This is a genomic window from Arthrobacter sp. T2-23, from assembly GCF_055398325.1.
Genome location: NZ_AP027917.1, coordinates 476,267 through 496,667, shown reverse-complemented (window position 1 = coordinate 496,667; position 20,401 = coordinate 476,267). Strand labels below are relative to the sequence as shown.

Sequence of the window (20,401 nt, the reverse complement as noted above, 5' to 3'; positions counted from 1 at the left end):
TCGAGAAAACCTAGAGAAATCGATAGAGAGCAGAGCTTGTGAGGACCAACGTGAGTGAGACCATTTCAGAGGCAGGGACGACGCTGCTCGCCGCTGCCCGGCACGGTTCGACGGCGGAAGCTGCCCGCAGGAGCGTCAACACCGACCGGTCGGGCTACACACCCGAGACGCTGCCGGACGGCGTCGTCTACGCCACAAGCATCGACGACGTCGTGGAGACCATGGTCCGCGCGACGGCAGGGAGGATTCCGATCGTCGCCAGGGGTGCCGGCACCGGGCTGGCCGCAGGGTCGTCCGCCCAAGCCGGCGAGATCGTCCTTGACGTCTCGGGCATGAACCGCATCCTGCGCCTCGATCCGCTGGAACAGATCATCGTCGTCGAACCGGGCATCCTCAACGCGGAAGTCAATGCCGCCGCCGGCGAGCACGGGCTGTTCTACGCACCAGATCCTGCCAGCACCGCCATTTGCTCGATCGGTGGGAACATCGCGACCAACGCCGGCGGCATGCGGTGCGCCAAGTACGGGGTCACCCGCGAATCCGTCCTCGCCCTGAAGGTTGTACTGCCGGACGGGCGGATCCTTGTGACCGGCCGGGAAACCATCAAGGGGGTCACCGGGTATGACCTCAATGCCCTCATGATTGGCTCCGAGGGGACGCTGGGGATAGTTGTCGAAGCGACGCTGCGGCTTCGGCCGCTCCCCGCCGCGACGGCAACCGTCGCGGCGTTCTTCCCGGACATCGTTGCCGCCGCCCAGGCCGCCTCCGCCATCATTGCCTCACGCGTCACACCCTCCGTGCTGGAGCTGATGGACGGCCCGACCCTCTCGGCCGTGGACGCGGCCCTCGGCACCGACTATCGGAGCCGCGGCGGCGCCTTCCTCCTCGCCCAGACCGACGGGTACGGGGCCTTCCTGGAACAGGAGGTGCTGATTCAGGCCATCGAGCCGCTCGCCTCCTCGTATGAAAAGGCCACCGACCCGGAACAGACCGCCGAACTGTTGAAAGTGCGCCGGGAGGCCATTCCCTCCCTGGAGTTGCTGGGTGACGTCTGCATCGGCGACGTCGGTGTCCCTCGCGGACACCTCGCCGAGATGGTCGCCGGGATCGAGGAGATCTCGCGCCGCACCGGAGTGCGGATCTTCACGGTTGCCCACGCCGCGGACGGCAACCTGCACCCGATGATCGTTCTTGACGAGGGCCAGCCCTCCACGGAGGGCCCGGCCAAAGCAGCGCTGGGTCAGATGTTCGAACTGGCCCGCAGCCTCGGCGGGACCCTTACCGGGGAACACGGCGTTGGCATCCTCAAGCGCGACTGGCTGCAGGACGAACTGGGCAGCGATTCCCTCGAGCTGCAGCACGCCATCAAGAAGGTGTTCGACCCGCTCGGCATCCTCAACCCGGGCAAGGCGATCTAGGACGGCCTCCCGGCGCGCGTCCGACACTTCCGCCTGCGCGTACGGCCGCCTGGCGCGGCCGTGCGCGCAGGCGAGGGCGGGGACTCGAAGCCCTGCGACCGTCGTGTTGTATCTTGGGAATCGTAGGGCAATATTTCACGATGCGGATATTAGATGTCGGCAGTAACAGCAGGAGTACAGAGCGATATGGCCGAAAAAGCCCCCGGCGGCGTCCAGTCGGTCGAGCGTGTTTTTGAACTCCTGGAACTGATCACCGACGCCGGCGGCGAAGTGATGTTGAGCGAACTTTCGTCCTCTACGTCCCTGCCGCTTCCCACCATCCACCGGCTCCTGCGCACCCTGGTCAGTCTGGGCTATGTCCGGCAGTTGCCCAACCGCCGGTACTCCCTGGGCCCCCGCCTGATCCGGCTGGGCGAAGCCGCGAACAAACAGCTCGGCGTCCTGGCCCGGCCTCAGCTCAAGTCCCTCGTGGATCGGCTGGGGGAGACCTCCAACATGGCTGTCCTGGACGCGGACATGATCATCTACGTCGCGCAGGTGCCCTCCCGGCATTCGATGCGGATGTTCACGGAAGTCGGCCGTCGGGCCCACACGCATTCCACCGGTGTCGGCAAGGCGATTCTGGCCCAGCTCGACGACGCGACAGTCCGGGGGATTATCTCCCGCAGCGGTATGCCCACGCCGACCAGCAAGAGCATCGGGGACATTGACACCCTGCTCAGGGACCTGGAGAGGATCCGGCAGCGGGGCTACTCCGTCGACGAAGAAGAGCAGGAAATCGGCGTCCGGTGCTTCGCCATGGCTGTAGAAAACGCGCCCACCCCCATGGCCATTTCCGTCTCCGGACCGGTATCCCGGGTGGACGAGGCCTTTGCGGAACGGGCAGTTCCCCTCCTGCGGGAGGCCGCGCGGGCCATCTCGGACGAGTTGAATCTGGCCTAACAGCGCAAAGCGCGGTGTCCCCCGGGCACGCCGGGGGACGTTGGCGAGTCCTGGGCTATTCAGCCCCGGTGGACTCGGCGGCCAGGTTCCGCTTGAGGATTTTCCCGCTGGGGCCGAGGGGGAGTTCCGTGAGCAGTCGGATGACGCGCGGATACTTGTAGGCGGCAAGCTGTGCGCTGGCGAAGTCCATCAGGTCCTTCTCGGACACGGTGGCTCCCGCTTCGAGCACGATTGCGGCCGCAATCTCCTGGCCGTGGACGTCGTGCGGAATACCGTAGACGGCGGCGCTGACAACTTCCGGGTGGGTCAGCAGGATTTCCTCCACTTCGCGGGGGTAGACGTTGTAGCCGTTCCGGATAATCATGTCCTTCTTGCGGTCCACGATGGTGAGGTAGCCGTCGTCGTCCTTGGTGCCCAGGTCTCCGGTGCGGAACCAGCCGTCCACCACGGCCTCCGCGGTGGCCTCGGGCCGGTTCAGGTAGCCCTTCATGAGCAGGTGGCCCCGGACCACCAGTTCGCCGAGTTCGCCGTTGGGCAGCAGTTCGATGCGCTCCACCGTTTCCGCCCGCGCGATCTCGATGTCCACGCCCCAGATGGGAATGCCGATCGTACCCGGCCGCGGGGTCATGCCGACGTGGTTGAAGGCCGCCACCGGGGACGTCTCGGTCAGGCCGTAACCCTCGTGGATCTCGACGCCGAACACTTCGCGGAACTTGTCCATCACCGCCAGCGGCAGCGACGCCCCGCCAGAGATGCCGTAGCGCAACGCGTCGGGACGGACGTCGGTCGACTTCGCCGCCTCCAGGAGTGCCACATACATGGTGGGGACCCCGACGAAGATGTTGACCTGATGCCGGTCCAGCAGCGCCAGGGCGCCCTCGCCGCTGAACCGCGGCATCAGGACCACCGTGGCGCCGGCACGCAGTCCGGCGTTCAGCACCACGGTCTGGCCGAAGGTGTGGAACAGCGGCAGGCCGCCGAAGAGCACATCGCCGGGCTTGAAGTCCATCACGCTGGTCAGGATCACGGAGGTCTGCTCCACGAGGGCGAAGTGCGTGCCCAACGCGCCCTTGGGCTTGCCCGTGGTGCCCGAGGTATAGAGGATGGTTGCGGTGTCCGAGGGCCGGCAGGGTTCGTAGCTCCGGATCGGTTCGGCCGCGGCGGCCTCCGCTTCGAGCCGGGGGAGGTCGCCGCCGTCGGGCGACATGACCGTCAGCACGTCGACGCCGCTGGCGGCGGCACCGGCGCCTCCCTCCCCGAGCAGCGCGTCGGCGCAGATCATCAGCCGAGCGCCGCTGTCCTGGAGCACGTACTCGATTTCGCGGGCCTTGAGCAGGGCATGGACCGGCACCACGATGGCGCCAAGGGACAGCACAGCGTAGTAGACGCGGGCGAAGTCCGGCACATTGGGAATCAGGACCGCGACGGCGTCCCCGGGACCGATTCCGCGGTCCCGGAGCGCGCCGGCGTACGCCTTGGTCTGGCGCCAGAGATCGCCGTAGCTGGTCTCGTCCTCTCCGACGATCAGGGCAATGCTGTCCGGCGTGCGCTTGGCGGATTCCGCCAGGATCGCCGCAACGGAAATGGTGGCGAAGCCGTCGCCGGTGGTGGTGTTGGTCATGGCCTGCTTCTTTGTAGGGTTGATTAAGCTTTGAGAATCAGGGCATCGCCCTGGCCGCCGCCGCCGCAGAGGGCCACGACGCCGGTGCCTCCGCCGCGGCGCTTCAGCGCCAGCGCCTGGTGCAGGACCAGGCGGGCGCCCGAAGCCCCTACCGGGTGGCCCAGGGCGATCGCGCCGCCCTCGGCGTTGACGGCATCGGTCTCGATGCCGAGGTCATTGGCCGACTGGATCAGGACCGAGGCGAAGGCTTCGTTGATTTCGACCAGGTCAAGGTCCCCTGCGCTGAGGCCCTCACCCTTGAGCGCCCGCTCGATCGCCCGGGCCGGCTGGGAGTGCAGGGAGCCATCCGGGCCGGCGGTCTGGCCGTGGGCGCCGATTTCGGCGATCCATTCCAGGCCGGCGGCGATGGCGGCAGACTTGCTGGCAATCACCAGCGCGGCGGCGCCGTCGGAGAGCGGGGACGCGGAGCCAGCGGTGATGGTGGCCGCCTGGTCCTTCGAGAACGCGGGCCGCAGCTGGGCAAGGGACTCGGCGGTGGTGTCGGCCCGGATGCCCTCATCGTGTTCCAGCGTGACGGCGGGGCCCTTGCGCTGCGGGACCTGGATCGGGGCAATTTCCTCGGCAAGCACCCCGGCGGCGCGGGCGGCCTCGGCGCGCTGGTGCGAGCGGGCGGCCACGGCGTCCTGCTCCTCGCGGCTGATCTGCCGCTCGGCATTGCCCGCGTCGGTGGCCTCGCCCATCAGCTTGCCGCTGACCGGGTCCTGCAGGCCGTCGTGATTCAGCGAGTCGAGCATGGGGGCGTCCCCAATAACGACGCCGGCGCGCAGCCCGGGGACCAGGTGCGGGGCGTTGGTCATCGACTCCTGGCCGGCGGCGACAATGAAGTCGGCCTCCCCGGCCCGGATCATCCGGGCGGCATCAATCACGGCGGTCAGCCCGGAAAGGCACAGCTTGTTGATGGTCACGGTCGGGACATCCCAGCCGATGCCGGCGGCCAGGCTGGCCTGCCGTGCCGGGCCCTGTCCCGCACCGGCCTGGATCACCTGGCCGACGATCACGGCGCCGACTTGCTCCGGGGACACCCCGGTGCGCTCGAGGGCGGCGCGGATGGCGTGGGCGCCGAGCTCGCTGGACGAAAACGGCGTCAGCCCGCCGCGGAAGCGGCCGAACGGGGTTCGGGCGCCGCCGAGAATCACAGGGGTGGTGTCGTGCTGGGTCATGGGAGGTCCTTTCGGGGGGACGTTTGTCAGGCGAAGGCGGAGGTGCCGGTAATCCCGCGCCCAATGATGAGCGCCTGCACCGTCTCCGTGCCTTCGTAGGTGTGGATGGCTTCGATGTCGGCCAGGTGGCGTGCGACGCGGTTGGCCAGCAGGATGCCGTTGCCGCCGAGCAAGTCCCGGGCGTTGGCGGCGATGCCGCGGGCCAGGCGGGTGCACGTGTACTTGGCGAGCGAGGCCTGCTCGGCGGTGAGCGTGCCCTCTTGGTCCAGGCGGGTCATCTGGACCGCCATCAGCTGCATGGTGGAGAGCTCGCTGAGCATGCGGGCCAGCCGCTCCTGCACAATTTGTGAGGCGGCCAGCGGACGGCCGAACTGCATGCGCTGCTTGGCGTACTGGACCGCGGTCTCGTAGCAGGCGGTGGCGTGGCCGACGGCGGACCAGGCGACGCTGAGCCGGGTCGCCAGGAGGACGCGGGCCGTGTCCTTGAAGCTGCGTGCCCCGGGCAGGACGTTTTCTTCCGGCACAAAGACGTTCTCCAGCCGGATGTGGGCCTGCCAGATGGCCCGCAGCGCGAGCTTGCCCTCGATTTTGGTCCCCGTGTAGCCGGGGGAGTCCTGCGGCACGAGGTAGCCGTGGACTTGGCCGTCCCCGCCGCGTGCCCAGACCACGCTGAGGCCGCCGATGGAGCCGTTGCCGATCCATTTCTTCTCGCCATTGAGCAGGAATCCGCCGTCGGTGGCGGTGGCGGTGGATTCCAGCGCAACCGAGTCGGATCCGTGGGTGGGTTCGGTCAGCGCGAAGGCCGCGTATTCGGTGCCGGCGGCGATGGCCGGCAGCCAGCGCTTCTTCTGCTCCTCGGAGCCGCACTCCGCGACCGAGCGCAGGGCCAGGCCGCCCTGGACGGCGATCATCGTGGCCACGGATCCGTCGCCGCGGCTGATTTCCATGTTGACCAGTCCGGCCGCCATGCTGCTCATCGGGGCGAAGCCTTCGACGGCTACGCCGTCGCGCAGCAGATCCAGCTCGCCGAGGCGCCGGAGCAGCTGGACGGGGTATTCGGCGCGTTCCCAGTAGCCGTCGATGACCGGGAGGACCTCGTCCTGGACGAAGCTACGGGCCCGGTCCCAGTAGGCGCGGTCTTCGGCGCTGATGCCGGTGAACAGGGAGGCCGGGTCGGTGCCCAGCGCCTCGGTCAGGACGTAGTCCGGTTCCACCGTTCCGGCGGGGAATGCTGCGCCGGTGCGCTCAGCGGAGAGCCCTGAAGCGGGCGACGTCGTCGTCATGTGTTGGTCCTCGTCGATAGCGACGGCGGCTCCCGGCCGCCTCGTGTCGTGGCTCACACCACGTCGACTAAGAATGCATTGAAACCCAGTCCCACGTCAAGAAACTCTGTGTCACGGCGCCGGTGCGGGTCGGGGCGCCCTCCGCTCCGCCACCTGCCGCCGAATGACGCCGAATCAGGGGAGCGCGTCGCGGACGGCCCGGGCAATCGCATCCTTGTCCGCTGCCCCGGCCAGCACTGTCACCACGACGGTCGGTGCCAGCTGGGCGGCTGGCAGCGGCCCAAGCAGTGCCGGCCGGAAGATGGCGGACAAGCCCCGGAGTTCCGCGGCCAGGTCCTCGGCCCGGCTGTGTTCCGAGCCCGCGGATTCCCCGGCGATGGCAGGGGAGCGGAGCCACTTTCGGAGGAACGCGTTGTGCACCGCGACAGTGGCGGCGGCGAAGGCAACAGCGGTGTGTTCGCGGTGGTTGCCGGTCCCGTCGGGGCCGCCGTCGGGCAGCCGGTCCAGCAGGTGCAACAGGAACGCACGCTCGTAGCGGTGCGAGGTGACCAGTTCCCGGTCCCGTAGCGCGGGCACGGCCTGCATCAGCTCGTACCGGGCGCGGGACGTTTCCCGGTGGCGCAGGTGGTGGTTGAAAACCAGGAGCGCGGCGTCCTCGATGGCGGCCAACGGCTCGCCGCTGGATTCGGCCAGCCGTTCGGTCACCTGGCCCAGGATCCGCTCGTGGTCCGCAAAAACGACGTCTTCCTTGGAGCCGAACTTCCGGAAAAAGGTACTGCGGCTCATGCCCGCGGCGTCGGCCAGATCGTCAACTGACGTAGCGTCGTACCCCTGCCGTGCGAGCAGCGCGATCGCGGCGGCAGCGGGCGCGTCGGCCTGGTGGGCCGGGTGAGTGGTCATGGGCCGAAATCTAGCACAGGCCCCGCAGTAAGGTTTTTCCAAGATCGGCGACCTACTGTGTGGTCAGGCACCGTCATGGACGACCCATATGGCCGTATCACGGCCGCACGACGGCCTGCCATGCTCGATACGACGCTGGTGCGGGGGCAATAATGATGAACAGGTTCTTGAGGATTTGCATTGCGGCAGTAGTAGCCGTTCCAATACTGAGCGCTCCCGCGTTCAGCCCGGGGGCGGCGTCGGCCGCCCCGCCGACATGCCAGTCCGGGACCCCCGCACCGGCGGACCCATATCCCGGGACGACGGCGGCGGCCACCAACTTCGAGTCAGGAAATCTGTCCCCGTTCACCGTCTTCACAGCCGGCACGGGGAACGTCTCGGTCTCCTCCACTTCGTCACACTCGCCGAGCTGCGCCGCGTTCCTACATGCGACAACGGACGGCGGTTCGATCGCCAAAATGTCAGTGGGCCTGACGCCCACGATGAAAGAGGTCTACACCGACGGCTGGTTCAATATCGCCAAGGAAGGCGTGTCGGGTAATGACGTGCCGTACTTCCGTTTCTTTTCAGGCGGCATCCGGTACCTCGACGTATTCCGGCACAACATGAGCAGTGACCTGGTCCTCCGGATTACGGGGGCTACGGGCTTCACCTACATCACCGTTGTTCCCACAGTTGCCCTGAATTCCTGGCATCATCTGGTGGTGCACGTCGTGCCCAACGGCGCGGCGACCGGGGTGCAGATTTGGTGGGACGAGAAGTCCGTTTATGCGAACTCCAACGTCAACATCAGTGCGCAGAAGGTGGATACGGTGCAACTCGGCGCCGAACACGATCAGCAGATGGGCGATATCTACGCTGACGATGTGATCATCAATAGCGGCGCCGAAACGCCGGTGCCCGTCCCCGGCCCCCTTCCCGGGCCCACACCCACCCCGTCCCCGGCCCCCAATCCAAACCCGCAGCCCGGGACCGGACCGGGGGACTGGACCGAGAAACTGGTTGCGGGTGGGGACGTCAACGGCGACGGGATCCCGGATCTGGTCCAACGCCAGGCCGACGGCACCTTGTGGTTCTTTGCCGGCGACGGAACAGGAAAGTTCGTGGGCGGCCAAAGAATCGGGGATTTCGGCTGGCAAACATATGACCAGGTCGCAGGCATGGGCGATTACAACGGTGACGGCCACCCGGATCTGGTGGCCAGGAATCGGGATGGGTCGCTATGGCTGTATGCCGGCACCGGACGCGTTGATGCGACGAGCAAGGGCTTCGCTGCCGGCGTCAAGATCGGGAACTTCGGATGGAACATGTTCGACACCATCCTTGGGGCCGGCGATTTCGACGGCAACGGGCATCCCGACCTGGTCGCACGCAAGCCCGACGGAACACTTTGGCTCTACTCCGGAACCGGAACGGGGCTGCCCGGGCCGTCCCGGCAGATCGATTTCGGCTGGAGCATTTTCGACAAGCTCGTGGCCATCCAGGACTTCAACGGCGACGGCACCAACGATCTGATCGGCAGAAAGCCGGACGGCACGCTGTGGTACTACGCCAACACTGGAGCAGCGAGACTGGTCAACGGGCAGCAGATCGGCACCGGCTGGGGTATTTACGGCGATATCGTCGGTGCCGGCGACGCTAACAAGGACGGCCACGCGGACATGGTGGCGCGACAGTCGAACGGTTCCGTCTACTTCTACGCCGGAACCGGCACCGCCGGGGGCGGCTACCTTGCACCCCCCGTCAAGATCGGCGCCTTCGGCTGGGAAGCGTTCAACATGCTCGTCAACGTCCACGACTTCAACGCCGACGGCAAGAACGACCTGGTCGCCCGCAAACCCGATGGGACCCTGTGGTTCTACCCCGGCACGGGCTCCGGTGGGTACGGTCCACCGACGAAGATTGGGAACTTCGGCTGGGACGGTTTCAATGCCTTGGTCGGGGTCGGTGACTTCAACGGCGACGGTAAAAACGACCTGGTCGCCCGCAAACCCGATGGCTCACTGTGGCTCTACCCCGGGACCGGAGTGGTCGACGCGACCAGCAGCGGCTACCTTCCGGCGGTGAAGATTGGGAACTTCGGCTGGAACACCTTCGACACGCTGGTAGCTGTCGGCGACTTCAACGGCGACGCCAAGAACGACCTGGTCGCCCGCAAACCCGATGGCTCACTCTGGCTCTACCCCGGGACCGGAGTCGTCAACGCGACCAGCAGCGGCTACCTTCCGGCGGTGAAGATTGGGAACTTCGGCTGGAACACCTTCGACACCTTGGCGGGCGTTGAGGACTTCAACGGCGACGGCAAGAACGACCTGGTCGCACGGAGGTCCGACGGAACGCTCTGGTACTACCAAGGCACAGGTCGCGTCGATGCGACCAGCGACGGCTACAAGGGCGCCGTGAAGATCGGCTATTTCGGCTGGAACACCTTCGATGCGCTTCTCGGCTCCGGGGACCTCAATGGCGATGGCCATCCTGACCTCGTCACCCGCAAACCCGATGGGACCCTGTGGTCCTACCCCGGCACCGGCCTCCCCAGCGAAGGCTATCTCGGACGCACCCCGGCGGGCACTTTCTAGGACCACCAAGGGATTCCAGAAATGCTTGCGGGGAACGCACCGCGGGCGCGGCCACCGCATCCAACATCCGGACGGACCTGGTTCGGTAGTTCGCCCGGCTGGACCGTGGACCGCGACAACTGGTGCTTCCTGCTCGCCGAGTGAGCAGGAAGCAGGAAGCACCACTTCGAGCACCAGGTCAGTCTTCCGCAGCGGAAGGCTGTGTGGTGAAAGGCAGGACCCGCCCTGACGGGTGGGCGGCGTCGCGGTAGATCTGGTGGGTGACGGGCCGGCTGATTCCGGTGTTGCCAGCGCCTTGGTGAACGCCTCGCAGCAGATCGGCGGCGCCCTCGGCATCGCGCTGTTCAGCACCATCGCGGCCGCCGCCGCGGCGGGCGGAACTTCGCTGGCGGCGCTCTCGGCCGGCTACTCCCTAGTCTTCCTCTGGGCCGCCGGCGTCGCTGTCCTGATCGCCCCGATCGCCTTGCTCCTCATCAACGTAGACCGCGGGAAGTTCACCGGAACCGACAGCGACGCGCCGGTCGTCCACCTGGGCTCAGGTCCGCGGGGACCATCACGGAAGGCGCCCGCCGACCCATCCGGCCGCATAACAGGAAGACCCCCTCGGTGAGGGGGCCTTCCTGTTGAGGTGCTCTTCAGTTGTGCGCGGTTCAGATCCACTTCGGCGCGGCCGGAACGGAACCGGCATAGGGTTCACAGCCGGGCCCGGCGGCGGTGACGCCACCGTTGCCGCGGCCAGCGGCCCATTCGACGACGGCCGCCAGCGGTCCGGAGACCACGGTCGGGGACTCCGACGTCGTGTCCCCGAGGGTGAGGTCGCGGTCGGTGACCTTTACCACGAGGCCAGCATCGGTGCCGCGGGTCTTCCACGCGCCGGTGATGTCCTTGAGCAGGCGTTCCAGGACGGAAGCCGGAATGTCGCGGAAGGCGGCCCCGTTGTCCAAGTCCACGGCGTGCATCCAGACTTCCCGGCTGCGCATCCAGACTGTTTCGGTGGCGGGGACTTCCCGGCCCTGGATGGTGCGTACCAAGTGGCGCCAGGAGTCCTCGGGCAGGTCCCGCCATTCGACGTTCAGGTGCACGGCGGAGTGGTCGAACAGGTGACGCAGCGCGGTCGGGCTCAGCGTGGCGCCGAAGTCGATCTCGTGGTCCCGGACGTCGGTGGAGGGATACATCGGGGTCTCCACCCCGGTGGCCGCCCACTCGATGAGCCGGGCGATGGCCCGGGCGTTGTAGCCGATGTGCGCCGTGATGTGGCGGCGGGTCCAGCCCGGCAGCAGCGAGTCGCCGTCGAGGCCGGCGTCGGAGAGCTCGTTGAGTTTGCGGGCGAAAAACGCCGTGCCCCGGCGCGCCTGCAGCAGGGCCGCGAGCAGCTCCGGGTCCGTCGTCTGGTCGTGGCGGGCAACCATCAGGCTTCCTTGACCACGCGGTTCTTCAGCTGCCCCAAGCCCTCGATGGTGGTGACCAGGAGCTGGCCCTCCTGCAGGTAGCGCTTCGGGTCCTGGGCGTGGCCCACGCCGCCGGGCGTACCGGTGGCAATGACGTCGCCGGGGTTCAGCGTGATGATGGTGGAGATGTAGGAAACCAGGAACTCCGGGGTGAAGACGACGTCGTTGGTGGGAGTCTGCTGCTGGATCTCGCCGTCGACCTCGGTGGTCATCAGGCCGCCGCTGAACTCGTCCTTGGTCACCAGGGCAGGACCGAACGGGGTGGACTTCTCCCAGGTCTTGCCCTGCAGCCACTGGATAGTGCGGAACTGGTAGTCGCGCATGGACACGTCGTTGAGAACGGCGTACCCGGCGATGTGGTCGGCGGCGTCGGCTTCGGAAATCCGGCGGCCCTTCTTGCCGATCACGACGGCGAGTTCGGACTCCCAGTCAACGGTGTCGGATTCCTGCGGGAGGGCCAGATCGTCGTTGGGTCCGATCAGGGATTCGGCGTACTTGGCGAACAGGGTGGGGTATTCCGGGACTTCCCGGCCCATTTCCTTGATGTGGTTGCGGTAGTTGTGGCCCACGCAGATGATCTTGCCGGGGGAGGGGACCACGGCGTCGAGGTCTGCGCCCTCGAGCGGGTGAGTGGAGCCGGCGGCGGCCTTCGCGGTCGCTTCCCAATCTGCCGATCGCAGCAACTCCCCGACGTTGGCGAAGCCGTCGATCTCGGTCAGGGTGTCGCCGTCCTGGCGGACAGCCTTGGTCGAGCCGTTTCCGGTGCGGAGGGTCAGGAGTTTCATGCGTTCTTGCGTCCTTCGATGTAGGTGCGGTTGAAGTTCAGGCGTTCGAAAATGGGGGCGTCGCTGAAACGGAAGAGGTCGAATTCGCTTTCTGCCTCCAGCGACCAGGCAGCCCAGGACGGGACAACAAACAGGTCGCCCTTTTCTAAGGTCCGGGTTTCGCCGTTGAGGACCACGGAGCCGCGACCCTCGAAGACCTGCCAGACGCTGGACCCGACCTCGCGGACAGCCTCGGTGGTAGCGCCCGCGCGGAGCCGGTGGAATTCAGCCCGGATGGTCGGCATCACGTCTCCGCCCGTGGTGGGGTTCGTGTAGCGCACGGCTGCGTGGCCCTGGGACACGGTGGCCGGGTGGCCCTCGTCCTCCAGCAACAACTGCTCGCGCAGGGCCCGGTCGGTGTACTCCCAGCGGTAGGCCGCAATGGGCGAGCTCGTGGTGTCGTCCAGGCCGGAGAGCGGGCGCAGGCCCGGGTGGGCCCAGAGCCGCTCGGAGCGGGAGATGTCCGGGGTTGCCTCGTCGGTGACGCGCTCGGTGCCGAATTCGAAGAAGCCGGCGTCGGCGTAGTGCACGAACGGGATGTCCAGGCCGTCGATCCAGGCCATCGGCTCATCGGTGTCGTTGTGGTGGCCGTGGAAGTTCCAGCCCGGGGTGAGCAGGAAGTCGCCGCGGGACATCCGCACCGGGTCGCCGTTCACGACGGTCCAGACGCCCTCGCCCTCGACGACGAAGCGGAACGCGTTCTGCGAGTGGCGGTGCTCCGGGGCGGTCTCGCGCGCGCCGAGGTACTGGATGGCAGCCCACAGGGTGGGGGTGGCATACGGGGTGTTGCCCAGGCCCGGGTTGGCCAGGGCGATGGCGCGGCGTTCCCCGCCGCGGCCCACCGGCACCAGGTCGCCGGCGCGGGCCGCCAGCGGGTACAGGTCGCTCCACCGCCAGACGTGGGGGACCGCCTTCGGGCTCGGGACCATCGGCATCAGGTCCGCGATCTCGGTCCAGAGCGGGATCAGGTTCTCACGGTCAAAATCTCGATACAGCTCCTGCAACTGGGCAGCCTCTTCGGGCGTGGGCTCCGGGGCGGTGTGCCCCGCAGCCACTGATTCATGGGTCGTGTTCTCGGCGCTGATGGACACGTGGGCCTCCTCGGTAGGTCAGAACAGGTTTTGGGCGTAGTTCGACCATACGGATTCGTGAGTGTGACCCCCAACATATTCTGCTAGTCAGAATTGCCGGGCGGCGGTGCCCGGGCTCACGCCTGCGGGTTCAGTCCGGCTCGGCCGGATTGGCGGCGATGTCGATCTCGAGCTGTCGGCAGGTTTCGCGCAGTGCGGGGACAAGCCCGGCGTCGAACACCCTGCGGAAGCGGGTTGCGGGCGTGGCAACGCTGAGGGCCCCGACGACGTGCCCGTGCCGGTTGTGCAGGGCCATCCCGAGGGCGCTCACGCCTTCCTCCGTGCCTTCGAAATTGGCGGCGAAGCCGTTGCTTCGGATCGACTCCAGCTCGCGCAGGAACGCCGGGTACTCGTCGGCCGTGATGGTATCCCCGCCGATCTCGGCGTTGTTGCTGCGGAACAGCTGTTCGATCATCGGCGGTTCCAGTTCGGCGAGCATGGCCTTGCCCCCGGAGGTCCTGTTGGCCGGCATCACCGTTCCCTGCCGGTCGCCCACGCGCAGCACGTTGTTTCCCTCCACCGTGGCCAGGAAGCGCACTTTCGTGCCGACCCGCACCATGAGGTTCACGGTTTCGTTGAGGCGTGCCGAAAGCAGCTCCATGTGCGGCTGGGCGAGCGTGCGGAGCAGTCGGGTCCACGCGAGCCCGGCCGGACCGACGCCCATCGCCGGGCCGGGGACATAGCGGCGGGTTTCGTCCTGCACTGCGAAGCCGCGGTAAACCAGCATTGCCAGCAGCCGGTGGGCCGTCGACGGGGCCACCCCCAGCTCCTCTGCGGCGTCCTTGAGCCGCAGCGCACCGCCGTCCCGGAGCAGCTGAAGGAGCTGCAGGGCGTTGTCGACCGCCTCGATGGAATAGGTTGGCCGCTTCTGCACGGGCTTCCGGGCCGACTTGGACGCTGGTTCATTCTGCACATCAGAATTCTATTGTGGTTCACCTGCGTCGGCTAGGACAGTGAGTGGCATGAATCACACACCATCTGTTGCAGTGCCGCAACGGTCCGTGCCGGGGACAGCCGCCTCCGCCCGCGCGGACGGGCCCCCTTCCCCTTCCCGTTTTTCCAAAGGCTCGGCCGCCGCCGTCCTCGTCTGCTGGCTCCTCGTCGTCTTCGACGGCTACGACCTCATCGTCTATGGCACCGTCCAGTCCTCCCTGATCTCCGAGACGGGCTGGGGCCTGACCAAGGCCACCGCCGGAACCATCGGTTCGATGGCCTTCGTGGGCATGATGATCGGCGCCATTTTCGCTGGCCGGATGGCCGACTCCTGGGGCCGCCGCCGAACCATCCTTGGCTGCGCGATCGTCTTCTCCGTCTTCACCATTCTCTGCGCCTTCGCCCCCAGCGCCCCCGACTTCGGCGTCCTGCGGCTCCTGGCCGGCGTCGGGCTCGGCGGACTGGTGCCCTCGGCGAACGCCCTGGTCGCCGAATTGGTGCCCGCCAAATGGCGGTCCACCATCGCCACCCTGATGATGTCCGGCGTGCCGATCGGCGGCTCCGTAGCCGCACTCGTCGGGATCCAGCTCATTCCCGCGTTCGGCTGGGAGTCCATGTTCCTGGTGGCCGTGCTGGCCCTGCTGGTCGTGGTCCCGCTGGGTCTGAAGTACCTCCCGGAGACCCTCGCGCCGGCCAGCGCCGGAAAGGCGGCCCGCAAAGCCGCCCCTCGGGGCCGCACGCTCGCGGAGCCGGCTGGCTTCTCTTCCCTGCTCCGTGCCCCGTATCTGGGCATCAGCATGCTGTTCGCGGTGGCGACCATTGCCACCCTGTTCGCCTGGTACGGCCTTGGCACCTGGCTGCCGAATCTCATGCAGCTGGCCGGCTACAACCTCGGGTCCGCCCTGACCTTCGCCCTGGCCCTCAACCTCGGCGCGGTGGCCGGCTCGGTCATCACGGCCTGGGCCGGAACCAGGTTCGGTCCGATCCCAACGGCGATCGCCGCGGCCGTCGTCGCCGCGGGCGCCCTGGTGGTCCTTGTATCCGGTCCGTCGGTCACGGTTGTCTACCTCATGCTGGTCCTCGCCGGCGTCGGAACCCACGGCACCCAGTGCCTGATCATCGCCGCCGTCGCAAGCCACTATCCCGGCCACCTGCGGGGGACCGCGCTGGGCTGGGCGCTGGGAACCGGCCGGATCGGCGCCGTCGCCGCACCCCAGGTGGGAGGCCTCCTGTTGGCCGCCGGACTGGGCGTCAACTCCAATTTCTTCGCCTTCGCCGGCGCGGCCGCGATTGCAGCGGTCCTGCTGGTAGCCATCAGCCTGAAACTCAAATCCAAACTCTCGATCCACTCTTCACCATCAGGAGCAACCAATGTCTGAGCACGTCCCGTCTACCAGTTCCCTGTCTACCGACGGACTGTCCAGCGACGGCCAGTCCACGGATGTCCTTGTCATCGGAGGGGGCATGGCCGGACTGGCCGGAGCCCTGGCTCTGCGTGAAAACGGCGCCAACGTCACCCTCGTGGAGCGGGCCCCCGAATTCGGCGAGGTCGGCGCAGGACTGCAGATGGCCCCCAACGCCTCCCGCGTCCTGAAGCGCTGGGGCCTGCTGGAAAAGGCCCTCGAAATCGGTGTCCAGCCCAAGCACCTCGTGTTCCGCGACGCCGTTACCGGCGAGGAGCTCACCCGCCAGACGCTCGGCGGGGAATTCGCGGAGCGCTACGGCGCGCCGTATGTCGTGATCCACCGCAGCGACCTGCACCGGGTCCTGCTCGAAGGCTGCGAAGCCGCCGGCGTAACCCTGGTCAACGACGTTATGGTCGAGAGCGTGGAAACCGTCGACGGCCGCGGCGTCGCCCACACGGCCGCCGGCGTGGACTACGAGGCCGACGTCGTGATCGGCGCCGACGGGCTCCGGTCCACCCTGCGCCCGCTCGTGAGCAACGACGAGCCCGTTTCCTCGGCTTACGTCGCCTACCGCGGCACCGTCCCGATCACCGAAGACACCCCCAAGGCCGACCTTGAGGACGTCATTGTCTACCTCGGCCCGGACTGCCACCTGGTGCAGTACCCGCTGCGCAAGGGCGAGCTGCTGAACACCGTCGCCGTCTTCAAGTCCCCCTCCTTCGAGCGCGGCGAAGAGCAGTATGGGGGAGTGGACGAGCTTGAGGCGGCGTACAAGGACTGCGTCCCCGCCGTCCAGGAAGCGCTGAAGAACCTGGCCACCGGCATCCGCTGGCCCATGTATGACCGCGATCCGATCGAAAACTGGGTCGCCGGCCGCATGGTGCTGATGGGCGACGCCGCGCACCCGATGCTCCAGTACCTCGCCCAGGGCGCCTGCCAGGCGCTTGAGGACGCCGCCGCCCTGCAGGACGCCACTGTTGGCACGGTCTTCACCGACCAAGGCGTGAACCCGGACGCCTGGGACGGTGCCATCAGGAAGTTCAACCAGGCCCGCGCCGGCCGCACCGCCCGGGTCCAGCGCACCGCCCGCGTCTGGGGCGAATCCTGGCACGTCTCCGGACTGGGCCGGACGCTGCGCAACCTGCTCTTCAAGAGCCGGAAGGACAACGACTTCCAGTACAACGACTGGCTGTACGGCCAGGACGGCGACGGTGTGCCCGCGGCCCGCGCGGCCCGCACCCGCGTGGCTGAGCCGGTTTCTGCCTAAGCAGCGGCCGCCCACCACAGCGCGGGGATCCTTCCATGATCCCCGCGTTTGGTGTTGCCGGGAGGGCGGCGCGGCCCTATCCGGCCGGCCTGGGTCCGGGCGAGCATAGGCCCAGCGACAACACACCGTGAGGGGACTGCTATGGAAGCCAACGAGCTGTTGCTGGACGCCTTTGGCCGGATCCACGAGACCGTCGGCGCCACGCTTCGCGGCATCGACGCCGGGGCCCTGGGCCGACGGCCGGAAGGCAACGGGAATTCGATCGCGTGGCTGGTGTGGCACCTGGGCCGGGGCGAGGACGCGCAGGTGGCATCGGCCGCCGGCCTGGCACAGGTCTGGACCTCGCAGGGCTTTGCCACACGCTTTGGCCTTCCGCTGGCCGTCGCGGACACCGGTTACGGACACTCCTCCGACCAGGTCGACGCCGTCCAGGCCCCGGCTGAGTTGCTGATTGCCTATTACGACGCCGTCCACCGGCAGACCGTCGGTTTCCTCGAGTCCCTCGGCGGCGAAGACCTCGACCGCGTCGTCGACACCCGCTGGAACCCGCCCGTCACCCTCGGGGTCCGGCTGGTCAGCATCGCCGCGGACTGCCTCCAGCACGTCGGCCAGGCCGCGTACGCCAAGGGCCTGAACTCAGGCCGGTGAGGGGCAGGGCCTCGGTGCCCTGCCCCTCAACCAGTGCCCCACGGGCCTACGGAGACTGCTTCAGCACCATGGCCGAGCCGCCGCCGCGCCGGACCGGCTCGGCCGCGGCGACCAGGCGCCCGTCCGGACCGAACTCAATCGCCGTTGCCGCGCCAATCTCCGCCGCCGACGTGAACGCGTCCCCGGACGGTGTGAACCTGTGCCCGAAGGGTGCCAGCACGCCGCCGTACGCGTCAATGAAAGCCGGCTCGGCGGTGACCTTGGCCGTGTTCCGCTGTGAGGCGCGCGGCGCCGCAATGGCCTCGGAGATGGTCATCCCCAGGTCCACTCGGTTCAGGATGGTCTGCAGGACTGTCGTGATGATGGTCGATCCGCCCGGTGAGCCCAGCGCCAGGAACGGGGCCCCGTGCTTGAGGATGATGGTCGGTGACATGGAGGAACGCGGACGCTTGCCGGGCTCGATGCGGTTCGGGTCTTTCGGGTCATACACGGTGGAGAAGTCGGTCATTTCGTTGTTGAGCAGGAATCCGCGGCCGGGCACCACCATGCCGGAGCCGCCGGTCTGCTCGATCGTGAGGGTGTACTCGGCCACGTTGCCCCACTTGTCCGCGACGGTCAGGTTGGTGGTCGAGATGTTCTCGGTGTCCTTTTCGGCCGCGAGGGGCGCGGTCGACGCCGGGCAGACGCCGTCGTACGCGGAGGCATTCCCCGGCGCCACCGGCTTGGCCGCGGCGTGCAGCGGGTCGATCAGGCATGCCCGCTCCTTGCCGAAGATCGGATCGGTGAGGGCAGCGGTGGGGACGTCCACCTGGGCCGGGTCGCCCACATATTTGCCCCGGTCGGCGAACGCCAAGGCGCTGGCCTCCAGGTAGTGGTGCAGGGCGCTGCCCTTGGACATCCCGGCGAGGTTGGTGGGGGCCAGGATGTTCAGGGCTTCACCCACGGTGGTGCCGCCGCTACTCGAGGGCGCCATGCCGAAGACGTCCAAGCCCCGGTAGTTCACATGGGTCGGCGCCTGGTCCCGTACCCCGTAGGCGGCCAGGTCCGCCGTCGTCATGAACCCCGCCGGAACCGGCAAGGTGGTGCCGGCAGCCTTTGCCGGAGCCTGCACGGTGGCAGCGATGTCCGCCGCGAGCGGGCCTCGGTAGAAGCCGTCCGTGCCCTGTTTCGCGAGGAGCCGGTAAGTGGCGGCGAGGTCATGGTTTTGGAAGATGCTGCCGACGGCGGGAGCGTCGCCGCCGGGGAGGAAGAGGGCGCTGGTCGCGGGGAAGGCCGCAAAGCGGGCCTTGTTGTCGAGCGTCTGCTGGCGGAAGGTCCCGTCGACGACGAAGCCGCGAGTGGCCACCTTGATGGCGGGACCCAGGGCATCACCGAGGCTCAGGCTTCCCCAGCGCTGGAGTGCCCGCTGCCAGGTGGCCGGGGTGCCTGGGACGCCCACCGCGACGCCGCTGGTCACCAACTCTGGTGTGAAGCGGTAGGGCTGGCCGGTTGCCGGGTCGATGAATGCATCGTGCGGCATGGTTGCCGGCGCCGTTTCACGCCCGTCGACCGTGCCGACCTTTCCGGTTTTCGCGTCGTAATACACGAAGTAGCCGCCGCCGCCGATCCCGGCGCTGTACGGCTCGGTCACGCCCAGGGTGGCGGCCGCGGCAACGGCGGCATCCGCTGCGTTGCCGCCCTTGCGGAGCACGTCGATCGCCGCGGCCGAGGCCTCCGGGTCCACCGTGCTGACGGCGCCGCCGTAGCCGGAGGCGGTGGCGTTCTTGTGCGTCTCACGGGGGTCGGCGAAGGCGGGGCTGGCGGCGGCGCCGCCTGCCACGCTCAGGGCCATCGCCACCGTGACGGCAGACAGCCGACGTCCTACGTAGTGCATGGTCGCTCCCGGGCTCGTGTGAACTGACAGTGTTTGTCACACTAGTTGGCCGGGTTGTGACATTTCAATACAGCGAGGTCACATTACCGGCGGGGCTGCAGCGCCTATCCGGCGTCGCGCAGCAGGTGCTCCTGGAGAGCGTCCAGGACCGGCAGTTGCCCGCGCACCAGCTTGGTGCGTGCCTCGGGCTCGCTGACCCATGCGGCGTCGTCGATCTCCGGGAAGTTGCGGACGACGCCGGATCCCCTCGGCCATTCGAGCGGAAAGGTATTGCTGGCAATCCGTCCCGGCTGGAAATCGGCTTCCGCCGCGAAGACCGTGACGATTTTGCCTGAGGCCTGCCGGAAGCTGCCCAGCGGAAAGTACGCGGCCGCCGGCGGGGGCGTGCCTATTTCTTCGGTGAACTCCCGGATCGCGGCCGCCAGGGCGTCCTCGTCCGCGCTGTATTCACCCTTGGGAATGGACCAGGCGGCGGAGTCCTTTCGGGCCCAGAACGGTCCGCCCATGTGCGCGATCCACACCTCCAGTGGGGACTCCGCGTTCCGCCGGTACAACAGGAGTCCTGCGCTCCGAACACTCATCCGGCCTCCAATCCATGGGCGGGCTCCGGACAATCTTCGGACGCGTTCCCCGGGAAGGCAAGCGTGGCTGGCCCGGAGCCGCTTTGAATGGCAGCCCCGGTCCGGCTGCGTCTACCAGTTCTCCGGATCGTTCATCCTGCAAGCCTGGCTGCTGCACTGCCGGGCACTGACCTGCCAGTCAGGCTGGCGGGCAGACAGTGACCGCTGGTCCTTCCAGATCGGCACCACCCGCGAGCCGCAGGCCGGGCAGGGCGGCTCCATATGTGCGCGTCGTTGCGCCTTGTTCATGCTTCCCCCAAAAGACCGCTCCGCCAAAAGTTGCTGCTAC

The 20,401-nt window shown here is 67.8% G+C and carries 19 protein-coding genes; 7 read left to right on the top strand and 12 right to left on the bottom strand.

Annotated features, from left to right (window positions below; translation table 11 throughout):
• Positions 1–50 precede the first annotated feature (50 nt).
• Both ACZ5Z0_RS02305 and ACZ5Z0_RS02300 read left to right on the top strand, forming a co-directional pair.
• On the top strand, positions 51–1,418 hold the full coding sequence (locus ACZ5Z0_RS02305; protein ID WP_464109717.1) for an FAD-binding oxidoreductase: 1,368 nt from the start codon (positions 51–53) through the stop codon (positions 1,416–1,418).
• Between the two features lie 186 nt (positions 1,419–1,604).
• Positions 1,605–2,360, top strand: a complete 756-nt coding sequence (locus ACZ5Z0_RS02300) for an IclR family transcriptional regulator (protein ID WP_464109716.1) — start codon at positions 1,605–1,607, stop codon at positions 2,358–2,360.
• Between the two features lie 55 nt (positions 2,361–2,415).
• Here the strand turns inward: ACZ5Z0_RS02300 and ACZ5Z0_RS02295 are convergent, their stop codons facing one another.
• The 5 genes from ACZ5Z0_RS02295 to ACZ5Z0_RS02275 all read right to left on the bottom strand — a co-directional run bounded on the left by ACZ5Z0_RS02295 (position 2,416) and on the right by ACZ5Z0_RS02275 (position 7,841).
• Positions 2,416–3,981, bottom strand: coding sequence for a long-chain-fatty-acid--CoA ligase (locus tag ACZ5Z0_RS02295; protein ID WP_464109715.1), 1,566 nt, complete (start codon positions 3,979–3,981; stop codon positions 2,416–2,418).
• A 23-nt stretch (positions 3,982–4,004) separates the two neighbouring features.
• Positions 4,005–5,201, bottom strand: a complete 1,197-nt coding sequence (locus ACZ5Z0_RS02290; protein ID WP_464109714.1) for an acetyl-CoA C-acetyltransferase — start codon at positions 5,199–5,201, stop codon at positions 4,005–4,007.
• 26 nt (positions 5,202–5,227) lie between these two features.
• Positions 5,228–6,484, bottom strand: coding sequence for an acyl-CoA dehydrogenase family protein (locus ACZ5Z0_RS02285; protein WP_464110687.1), 1,257 nt, complete (start codon positions 6,482–6,484; stop codon positions 5,228–5,230).
• A gap of 174 nt (positions 6,485–6,658) precedes the next feature.
• Positions 6,659–7,384, bottom strand: a complete 726-nt coding sequence (locus ACZ5Z0_RS02280; RefSeq protein WP_464109713.1) for a TetR/AcrR family transcriptional regulator — start codon at positions 7,382–7,384, stop codon at positions 6,659–6,661.
• A gap of 97 nt (positions 7,385–7,481) precedes the next feature.
• Positions 7,482–7,841, bottom strand: a complete 360-nt coding sequence (locus tag ACZ5Z0_RS02275) for a hypothetical protein (protein ID WP_464109712.1) — start codon at positions 7,839–7,841, stop codon at positions 7,482–7,484.
• A gap of 1 nt (position 7,842) precedes the next feature.
• On the opposite strand from ACZ5Z0_RS02275, the gene ACZ5Z0_RS02270 reads away from it, so the two are divergent.
• Entirely contained in the window at positions 7,843–9,963 is a 2,121-nt protein-coding gene (locus tag ACZ5Z0_RS02270; RefSeq protein WP_464109711.1) for an FG-GAP repeat domain-containing protein, read from the top strand.
• Positions 9,964–10,261: 298 nt separating this feature from the next.
• Positions 10,262–10,573, top strand: coding sequence for a hypothetical protein (locus ACZ5Z0_RS02265; RefSeq protein ID WP_464109710.1), 312 nt, complete (start codon positions 10,262–10,264; stop codon positions 10,571–10,573).
• Between the two features lie 40 nt (positions 10,574–10,613).
• On the opposite strand, the gene ACZ5Z0_RS02260 is transcribed toward ACZ5Z0_RS02265, so the two are convergent.
• The 4 genes from ACZ5Z0_RS02260 to ACZ5Z0_RS02245 form a co-directional block, all read right to left on the bottom strand.
• Entirely contained in the window at positions 10,614–11,372 is a 759-nt protein-coding gene (locus ACZ5Z0_RS02260) for a maleylpyruvate isomerase family mycothiol-dependent enzyme (RefSeq protein ID WP_464109709.1), read from the bottom strand.
• Positions 11,372–12,196 (bottom strand): fumarylacetoacetate hydrolase family protein, encoded by an 825-nt coding sequence (locus ACZ5Z0_RS02255; protein WP_464109708.1) that lies wholly within the window; start codon positions 12,194–12,196, stop codon positions 11,372–11,374. Before ACZ5Z0_RS02255 ends, ACZ5Z0_RS02260 begins: the two co-directional genes overlap by 1 nt.
• Positions 12,193–13,326, bottom strand: coding sequence for a cupin domain-containing protein (locus ACZ5Z0_RS02250; RefSeq protein WP_464109707.1), 1,134 nt, complete (start codon positions 13,324–13,326; stop codon positions 12,193–12,195). The genes ACZ5Z0_RS02255 and ACZ5Z0_RS02250 overlap by 4 nt, the downstream gene beginning before the upstream one ends.
• 130 nt (positions 13,327–13,456) lie before the next feature.
• The gene (locus ACZ5Z0_RS02245; protein WP_464109706.1) at positions 13,457–14,278 is read right to left on the bottom strand and encodes an IclR family transcriptional regulator; all 822 of its coding nucleotides are present in this window, start codon (positions 14,276–14,278) and stop codon (positions 13,457–13,459) included.
• A 49-nt stretch (positions 14,279–14,327) separates the two neighbouring features.
• Between ACZ5Z0_RS02245 and ACZ5Z0_RS02240 the strand changes: the two genes are divergently transcribed.
• The 3 genes from ACZ5Z0_RS02240 (at position 14,328) to ACZ5Z0_RS02230 (ending at position 17,619) form a co-directional block, all read left to right on the top strand.
• A complete protein-coding gene (locus tag ACZ5Z0_RS02240) occupies positions 14,328–15,677 on the top strand; it encodes an MFS transporter (protein WP_464109705.1) in 1,350 nt (449 codons plus the stop codon).
• A complete protein-coding gene (locus ACZ5Z0_RS02235; protein ID WP_464109704.1) occupies positions 15,670–16,971 on the top strand; it encodes an FAD-dependent oxidoreductase in 1,302 nt (433 codons plus the stop codon). The genes ACZ5Z0_RS02240 and ACZ5Z0_RS02235 overlap by 8 nt, the downstream gene beginning before the upstream one ends.
• Before the next feature lie 141 nt (positions 16,972–17,112).
• Positions 17,113–17,619 carry a mycothiol transferase gene (locus ACZ5Z0_RS02230; protein WP_464109703.1) on the top strand — a complete coding sequence of 169 codons (507 nt, stop codon included), beginning with the start codon at positions 17,113–17,115 and terminating at the stop codon, positions 17,617–17,619.
• Positions 17,620–17,665: 46 nt separating this feature from the next.
• On the opposite strand, the gene ggt is transcribed toward ACZ5Z0_RS02230, so the two are convergent.
• From ggt to ACZ5Z0_RS02215, 3 genes are all read right to left on the bottom strand, one after another.
• Complete coding sequence (gene ggt / locus ACZ5Z0_RS02225; protein ID WP_464109702.1) at positions 17,666–19,492, bottom strand: gamma-glutamyltransferase; 1,827 nt, start codon at positions 19,490–19,492, stop codon at positions 17,666–17,668.
• 104 nt (positions 19,493–19,596) lie between these two features.
• Positions 19,597–20,073 carry an NUDIX hydrolase gene (locus ACZ5Z0_RS02220; protein ID WP_464109701.1) on the bottom strand — a complete coding sequence of 159 codons (477 nt, stop codon included), beginning with the start codon at positions 20,071–20,073 and terminating at the stop codon, positions 19,597–19,599.
• Between the two features lie 111 nt (positions 20,074–20,184).
• Positions 20,185–20,334 (bottom strand): DUF7340 domain-containing protein, encoded by a 150-nt coding sequence (locus ACZ5Z0_RS02215; protein ID WP_464110686.1) that lies wholly within the window; start codon positions 20,332–20,334, stop codon positions 20,185–20,187.
• Positions 20,335–20,401: the final 67 nt, after the last annotated feature.